Origin of the sequence: Caulobacter sp. 17J65-9 (genome assembly GCF_010975005.1) — a bacterium.
Lineage (GTDB): Bacteria > Pseudomonadota > Alphaproteobacteria > Caulobacterales > Caulobacteraceae > 17J80-11.
Genome location: NZ_JAAIVC010000181.1, coordinates 1 through 7,205, shown reverse-complemented (window position 1 = coordinate 7,205; position 7,205 = coordinate 1). Strand labels below are relative to the sequence as shown.

The 7,205-nt window shown below is 69.5% G+C and carries 9 protein-coding genes; 7 read left to right on the top strand and 2 right to left on the bottom strand.

All coding sequences use genetic code 11. The features are described from left to right. Positions 1 to 154 precede the first annotated feature (154 nt). Positions 155 to 628, bottom strand: a complete 474-nt coding sequence (ruvX, locus tag G3573_RS18690) for a Holliday junction resolvase RuvX (protein WP_163263196.1) — start codon at positions 626 to 628, stop codon at positions 155 to 157. A 289-nt stretch (positions 629 to 917) separates the two neighbouring features. On the opposite strand from ruvX, the gene gatC reads away from it, so the two are divergent. The 7 genes from gatC (at position 918) to G3573_RS18655 (ending at position 6,415) form a co-directional block, all read left to right on the top strand. Continuing rightward, a complete protein-coding gene (gene gatC / locus G3573_RS18685) occupies positions 918 to 1,205 on the top strand; it encodes an Asp-tRNA(Asn)/Glu-tRNA(Gln) amidotransferase subunit GatC (RefSeq protein WP_163263195.1) in 288 nt (95 codons plus the stop codon). Further along, complete coding sequence (gene gatA / locus G3573_RS18680; RefSeq protein WP_163263194.1) at positions 1,205 to 2,680, top strand: Asp-tRNA(Asn)/Glu-tRNA(Gln) amidotransferase subunit GatA; 1,476 nt, start codon at positions 1,205 to 1,207, stop codon at positions 2,678 to 2,680. Before gatC ends, gatA begins: the two co-directional genes overlap by 1 nt. Before the next feature lie 5 nt (positions 2,681 to 2,685). Next, complete coding sequence (gene gatB / locus G3573_RS18675; protein ID WP_163263193.1) at positions 2,686 to 4,194, top strand: Asp-tRNA(Asn)/Glu-tRNA(Gln) amidotransferase subunit GatB; 1,509 nt, start codon at positions 2,686 to 2,688, stop codon at positions 4,192 to 4,194. A gap of 352 nt (positions 4,195 to 4,546) precedes the next feature. Continuing rightward, a complete protein-coding gene (locus tag G3573_RS18670; protein ID WP_163263192.1) occupies positions 4,547 to 4,834 on the top strand; it encodes a hypothetical protein in 288 nt (95 codons plus the stop codon). Positions 4,835 to 4,892: 58 nt separating this feature from the next. After that, on the top strand, positions 4,893 to 5,309 hold the full coding sequence (locus tag G3573_RS18665; RefSeq protein ID WP_163263191.1) for a hypothetical protein: 417 nt from the start codon (positions 4,893 to 4,895) through the stop codon (positions 5,307 to 5,309). A gap of 79 nt (positions 5,310 to 5,388) precedes the next feature. Further along, positions 5,389 to 6,216: a hypothetical protein gene (locus G3573_RS18660; RefSeq protein WP_163263190.1), complete on the top strand. Its 828-nt coding sequence runs from the start codon at positions 5,389 to 5,391 to the stop codon at positions 6,214 to 6,216. After that, positions 6,203 to 6,415, top strand: a complete 213-nt coding sequence (locus G3573_RS18655) for a hypothetical protein (protein WP_163263189.1) — start codon at positions 6,203 to 6,205, stop codon at positions 6,413 to 6,415. The genes G3573_RS18660 and G3573_RS18655 overlap by 14 nt, the downstream gene beginning before the upstream one ends. A 193-nt stretch (positions 6,416 to 6,608) precedes the next feature. Here G3573_RS18655 and G3573_RS18650 read toward each other — a convergent pair. Then, on the bottom strand, positions 6,609 to 7,205 hold a 597-nt coding region (locus G3573_RS18650), incomplete at its 5' end, for an RcnB family protein (protein ID WP_240454797.1).

Genomic DNA, 7,205 nt, shown 5'->3' with positions numbered 1-7,205 from the left:
CGTTGGGGGAGGGGGACCATGCGCAGCATGGTGGAGGGGGCTCGTCTTGGCGCGACGGCCGCCGTCGCACTCCGCTGGAGCCCCCCACGGCGGCTAGCGCCGCCTGCTCCCCCCAGCGCTCCGCTCGGGGGGAGATCTTCTCGCACCAGCCTGCTCACGCCTGCGCGTCCCGCATGCGGTCCAGGGCGCCTTGCAGGATGTAGGCGGCGGCGTTGCGGTCGACGACCTCGGCCCGGCGGGCGCGGGTCATGTCCAGCTGATTGATCAGGAAGCGGTTCACCGCCGAGGTCGACAGCCGCTCGTCCCAGAACGCCACCGGCACGTCGCGCAGCCGGTTCAGGTTGCGCGCGAAGGCCCGGCAGGACTGGGCGCGCGGGCCCTCGGTGCCGTCCATGTTCATCGGCAGGCCGATGACGATCCCCGAGGCGCCGCGCTCGGCCATGATCGCGAACAGCCGCTCGGCCTCGTGGGTGAACTTGGTCTTGCGGATCAGCTCGAAGGGGCTGGCGATCATCCGGGTGGCGTCGGAGATCGCCACCCCGATGGTCTTCTCGCCGAGGTCGAGGCCCAGCAAGGGCGTGTTGGCCGGAACGGCGGCGGAGAGTTCGAGGAGGTCGACGACGGCCATGGTGCGGCGCTTATAGGCGGAGTCGGGGGAGGGGAAACGCGACATCTCCTCCCGTTCCCAGCTGCCGTCATCCCGGCCGTAGCGGAGCGTAGCGCAGCGCAGAGCCGGGACCCAGCAAGCGCGGCGCTCGTTGCCGGCCTTCGCAGCGTTCAGGTCGAGTTGTTGGGGGCCGGATAAGCGCTGCGCGCTTTCCGGGATGACGGCCGTTTGAGTCTAAGGCGGGAGAAGGCTTGCCAACCGTCCCACCCCCCGGCTAACCGGATCGGCTGAATCTGTATGGAGAGGGCCGATGGCCATCGACGCCGCGACCGTCCGCAAGGTCGCGCATCTCGCTCGTGTCGCCGAGCCGGAAGACCGGCTGGAGGCGCTCGCCCAGGAGCTGAACGGAATCCTGGCCTGGATCGAGCAGCTGAACGAGGTGGACGTCCAGGGCGTCGAGCCGATGACCACGGCCGTCGAGGCGACCCAGCCCCTGCGCGACGACGCGGTCACCGCCGGCGGCGACCCGGCCCGCGTGCTGGCCAATGCGCCCAAGAGCGCCGACGGCTTCTTCATCGTGCCCAAGGTGGTCGAATAATGAGCGCCCTGACCAACATCACCCTCAAGGCGGCGCTGGACGGCCTGAAGTCGAAGGCCTTCACCTCCGAGGAGCTGACCCGCGCCCACGTCGAGGCGATCGAGAAGGCCAACCCGCACCTGAACGCCTTCGTGCTGCCGACCTTCGAGCGCGCCATCGAGATGGCCAAGGCGTCGGACGCCAAGCTGGCCAAGGGGCAGGGCGGCGAGCTGGAAGGCGCGCCGCTGGGCATCAAGGACCTGTTCTGCACCGAGGGCGTGCGCACCACGGCCTGCTCGAACATCCTCGGCGAGTTCGTGCCCACCTACGAATCCACCGTCACCGCCAACCTGTGGCGCGACGGCGCGGTCATGCTGGGCAAGCTGAACATGGACGAGTTCGCCATGGGCTCGTCCAACGAGACCTCGCGCTTCGGCCCGGTGGTGAACCCGTGGAAGGCCAAGGGCTCCAACGCGTCGCTGACCCCCGGCGGCTCGTCGGGCGGCTCGGCCTCGGCCGTGGCCGCGGACCTTTGCCTGGGCGCCACCGCCTCGGACACCGGCGGCTCGATCCGCCAGCCGGCCGCCTTCACCGGCACGGTCGGCATCAAGCCGACCTACGGCCGCGCCTCGCGCTGGGGCATCGTCGCCTTCGCGTCGTCCCTGGACCAGGCCGGCCCGATCGCCAAGTCGGTCGAGGACGCCGCCATCCTGCTGAAGTCGATGTGCGGCCACGACGCCAAGGACTCCACCAGCCTCGACGTGCCGACCCCGGACTGGCCGTCCTTCGTCGGCAAGTCGGTGAAGGGCCTGCGCATCGGCGTGCCGAAGGAGTACCGCGTCGACGGCATGCCCGAGGAGATCGAGGCGCTGTGGCGCCAGGGGATCGCGTGGCTGAAGGACGCCGGTTGCGAGATCGTCGACATCAGCCTTCCGCACACCAAGTACGCCCTGCCGACCTACTACATCGTGGCGCCGGCCGAGGCCTCCTCGAACCTGGCCCGCTATGACGGCGTGCGCTACGGCAAGCGGGCCGAGGGCAAGAACCTCATCGACCTGTACGAGAACACCCGCGCCGAAGGCTTCGGCAACGAGGTGAAGCGCCGGGTGCTGATCGGCACCTACGTGCTGTCGGCCGGCTATTACGACGCCTACTACGTCAAGGCGCTGAAGGTCCGCCGCCGCATCGCCCAGGACTTCGACCAGGCCTGGGCGAAGGTCGACGCCATTCTGACGCCGTCGACGCCGTCGGGCGCCTTCGCGCTGGGCGACAAGGCGGCCGACCCGGTGGCCATGTACCTGAACGACATCTTCACCGTGACCGCCAACCTGGCCGGCCTGCCGGGCATCAGCGTTCCCGCCGGCCTCGGCGCCGACGGCCTGCCGCTGGGCCTGCAGCTGATCGGCAAGCCGCTGGACGAGAGCACGATCTTTTCGCTCGCGGGCGCGCTTGAACAGGCCGCGGCCTTCAAGGCGAAGCCCGAGAAGTGGTGGTGACCCCCATGACCGACGTGATCGCCGAACGTGAATCCAAAGTGATCCAGGGCCGCACCGGCGCCTGGGAGATCGTCATCGGGCTGGAGGTCCACGCCCAGGTGTCGTCGAAGTCGAAGCTGTTCTCCGGGGCGGCGGTCGGCTTCGGGGCCGGGCCGAACGAGCAGGTCAGCCTGGTCGACGCCGCCATGCCGGGCATGCTGCCGGTGCTGAACCGCTTCTGCGTCGAGCAGGCGGTGCGCACGGGCCTGGGCCTGAAGGCGCAGATCAACCGGAAGAGCCGCTTCGCGCGGAAGAACTACTTCTACGCCGACCTGCCGCAGGGCTATCAGATCAGCCAGTTCGACGAGCCGATCGTCGGCGAGGGCGAGGTCGAGGTGGAGCGCGAGGACGGCTCCTTCTTCACCGTGCGCATCGAGCGCCTGCACCTGGAGCAGGACGCCGGCAAGCTGATCCACGACCTGTCGCCGACCGAGAGCTTCGTCGACCTGAACCGGGCCGGCACGGCGCTGATGGAGATCGTCTCGCGTCCGGACATGCGTTCGGCCGAAGAGGCCACGGCCTACGTCCAGAAGCTGCGCACCATCCTGATCTACCTCGGCACCTGCGACGGGGACATGGAGAAGGGCAACCTGCGCGCCGACGTGAACGTCTCGGTTTGCCGCCCCGGCGACTACGAGAAGTATCGCGAGACCGGGTCGTTCAAGCACCTGGGCACGCGCTGCGAGATCAAGAACGTCAACTCGTTCCGCTTCATGCGCGCGGCCGTCGAGTACGAGGCGCGCCGTCAGATCGAGATCATCGAGGACGGCGGCAAGGTCGCCCAGGAAACCCGCCTGTTCGACCCGACCAAGGGCGAGACCCGCTCGATGCGCTCCAAGGAAGAGGCGCACGACTACCGCTACTTCCCCGACCCGGACCTGCTGCCCCTGGTCGTCGAGGACGCGTGGATCGAGGAGATCAAGCAGAGCCTGCCCGAGCTGCCGGACGACAAGCGCCGCCGGTTCATCAGCCAGTACGGCCTGTCGTCCTACGACGCCAACGTGCTGATCTCCGAGCAGGCGCGGGCCGACTTTTACGAGAAGGCCGCCTCGGGGCGCGACGCCAAGCTGGTCGCCAACTGGACCACCAACGAGCTGCTGGCCCGCCTGACCAAGGACGGCCACGACATCGAGGACAGCCCGGTCCCGCCGGAGCACATCGCCGAGCTGGTCGCCCTGATCGAGGACGGCACCATCTCGTCCAAGATCGCCAAGCAGGTGTTCGACTACGTCTGGGCCGGCGAAGGCTCGCCCAAGGCCGTGGTCGAGAAGCACGGCCTGGTGCAGGTGACCGACACCGGCGCGATCGAGACGGCCATCGACCAGATCATGGCCGCCAACCCGGACAAGGTCGAAGCGGTGAAGGACAAGCCGCAGGCCCTGGGCTGGTTCGTCGGCCAGGTCATGAAGGCCACCGGCGGCAAGGCCAACCCGGCGGCCGTCAACGACATCCTGAAGGCCAAGCTGGGCGTTTGACGCTTCGCGCCTCCCTCGCCCGATCGGGAGGGGGAGGGGCGCGAGACGCGAGGGGGCTGGACGTGACGGAAGGCGACAAGCGCATCATGACGAGGAGCAGCGCCCTCGTTGCTGTCGCCTTCGGCCTCGTGCTCCTTTTGACGAGCGCGGTAGGCGCGCTTGTAATTTGCGTCGCTTGGTCGGCCGCAAAGGCGAGTGATCCGGCGCTTGTCTGGTCCGTCTACCGGACCGGGGAAGTGGTGGCTTGCACGGTGGGGGCGGCGGTAGGTGCTTGGATGATTGTTTCCAGCCTCAGGCGCTGATCCCCTCGAGGCCGAGCTGGGCTCTGACGCCGATACGGGAGGGGGACGGCATGCGCACGACGCTGAAGTTCAACCTCCTTGAGCGCGCGATCCTCGCCGTCGGCGGTCTCGTCGGGGTGCTGCTGGGCGGCGGAGGCCTGATCCTGTGGGCGGGGGGCGCATATGTGGTCACCCGCTACGGCATGCCCTACTCGGGCGAGCCGACGGTCTGGGCTGCGGCTGACGTCGCCTGGTTCGTAGGCTTCTGCGCCGGCTTCGCTCTCGCTGCGTTCGGTGGGGGCTGGGCGCTGCGGCTGGCGTTTTCACGCCGCAGACCTTCTCACGTGGACGTCCACTGACGCGTGCGTCGGCGGAGCGGTTCCCCTACAGTCGAGCTGTAAAGTCTGTTGGGGCAGCATGAATCGGGTTCTGGCCGCGGCCGCCGTCGCGGCGGCGTTTGGGTTGAGCGGTTGCGCGGTGATGTCCGGCAATCTGGCGATGCCGAGCAGCAACGCGCCCAGCGTCGTCACCAGCCAGCGCCTGAGCGAGACGACCTTCACCGTCACCGTGGTCGGCGAGTTCGACACCTCCCAGTTCGTGATCAACGACGCGCTGATGCGCCAGGCGGCCGAGCGGACCCTGTCCTTCGGCTACGACCTGTTCACGACCCGGTCCTACCCCACGGCCGACAGCGCCGATCTGCTGGCCTCGTACAAGCCGCACGGGACGCTGCTGGTCGAGATGTCGAAGGGCGCGAAGCCGGCCGAGTCCGCCTCGATCTACGACGCGCGCGAAGTCAGCCAGCGGCTGGGCCGCCCGCTTCCGGCCGGCTGAGGCGGGCGGACCTTGCGCCGCGGCCGACAAGGCTTAGCTGTGCCGTGGCGTCTCTTCGGCGTCCTGGCTTAGGCGTCTCATGATCCGCCCGTTCGTGCCGGCTTACCTGCTTTCGCTGCCGTTGCTGTTCCTGGCCGCGGGCCTGACCGATTGGTCGGGCGAGACGCCGGGGCCTGGCGCGTGGGGCGCGACGGCGCGGCTCGTCGCCGTGCTCGCGCCGGTGATCGCGCTCGGGCCGAGGGCGGGATGGCGGCGGGCGGCGTTCGCCGCGTTGCTGCTCGCCGGCGGCGGTTGGTTCCTGAACGACCAGATCGGCTTCCGCACCGCTTTCATGGCCCCGGGCGTCCTCGGCATATTCCGGGAGGACAGGTCGGCGTGGACCTACGCCGAGCTGACATTGGGGATGACCTTGTGCCTCGCGGGCCTTGTCGCGCTCCGGGCCGGCTGGCGGCGCGAGAGCGTGCCGGCGGCGATCGGCTTCGTCGTCCTCGCGCTCCTCATCGGGCCGGGCGCGTGGCGGGCGGTCCAGTGGGCGGATGGGGCGTGGGAGTGCGAGTTGGTCCTGGCGTCCACGGTCGGCTTCTCGCTCGCGATCGGTGCGGCGGGCGCGAGCGTGTTCGGGGGAGAAGCGGGCGCCGGCCCGCCGGTGCGCTTCGAGCGCTTGCTGCTGGGCTTTGCGGGCCTCGTGCTGCTGGCGGCGGGTCTCGCGGGCCTGGGCGTCTGGCTCTCGGGGCTGTGGCGAGTGGTGTCGTTTTACGTCGCGGACCCGGACGAAGCGCTGAGTCTGGTGAGGGCGGCGTCGGCCGGGCTCGACGGGCGGGCGCTGGGCTTTGCGGCGACGTCGGCGCTGTCCGTATGGTGCCTGCGTCGCGCCGCGCGAGGAGAGCCGGCGCATGTTCCTGGATGAAGCCTTGGGCGCCGCGATCGTCGCCTTTGTGGTCTGCGCCGCCATCCTCGGCGCGCTCGCCCTGTGGATCTGGGCGATCGGCAAGTTCGCACGCGCGCAGCATCCGATCGCGGCGATCGTGGTCGGGATCGGCGGCGCGGTCGTGCTGGGGCCGGTGCTGCTGTTCGTGTGGGTCCTGTTCGCCCACTTCGCGGGCTGACGGGCCTGTCGATTCCGTCGTTTCGAGGCGAATCTCGCCCTTCCGGCGCCGGAAACCCGCGCCGGACAAGAAAAAGCCCCGCGGTGGAGGCCGCGGGGCGAAGAAGTGATCCAACGTGAGTGATCACAGTGAGCGGGAGTTTCGAGGCACAAATGTGGCGAAACTCTCGCCCTTGTGAATAACAGCGTTCTCGTCAGTAGAGGTCGAACAGCACGTCCAGGATCAGGCCGGTGGCCAGGCTGATCAGCACCAGGTCGTTGTCGCAGTGCACCCAGACGTACCCCGGAGGAGCCGGACGGGCGCCGTACATGTACGGATCGTAGACCCGGTAGCGGAAGTAATAGCGCGGCAGGTATTCGCCCCGACGCCACGAGTGGCGGCTGTAGCCCTGCGGATAGGACAGGTAGCCGTAGCCCGGCGCGAACCAGAACCCGGACCGCGCGCCGCTGTAGTCGCGGAAGCGCGGATTGCCGCGCCACCAGTTGCGGTTCGAGCGGCTGTAGTGCCACTCGCGCCCGCCGCCGCGATCGTCGTTCCAGCGGCCGTCGCGGTCGTCGCGGTGATCGCGTCCGTCCCAGCGGCCGTCGCGGTCGCCCCGATGATCGTCGCGCCGGTCGTCGCGCCGGTCGTCCCAGCGCCCGTCGTTGCGCCCGTCGTTGCGGTCGCCGCCGCGGCCGTCCCAGCGTCCGTCGCGATCGCCGCCACGGGTGTCGGTGCGTCCGTCGCCGCCGCGGCCGTCGGAACGCCCGTCCCAGCGGCCGTCACGATCTCCGCCGCGACCGTCGGAGCG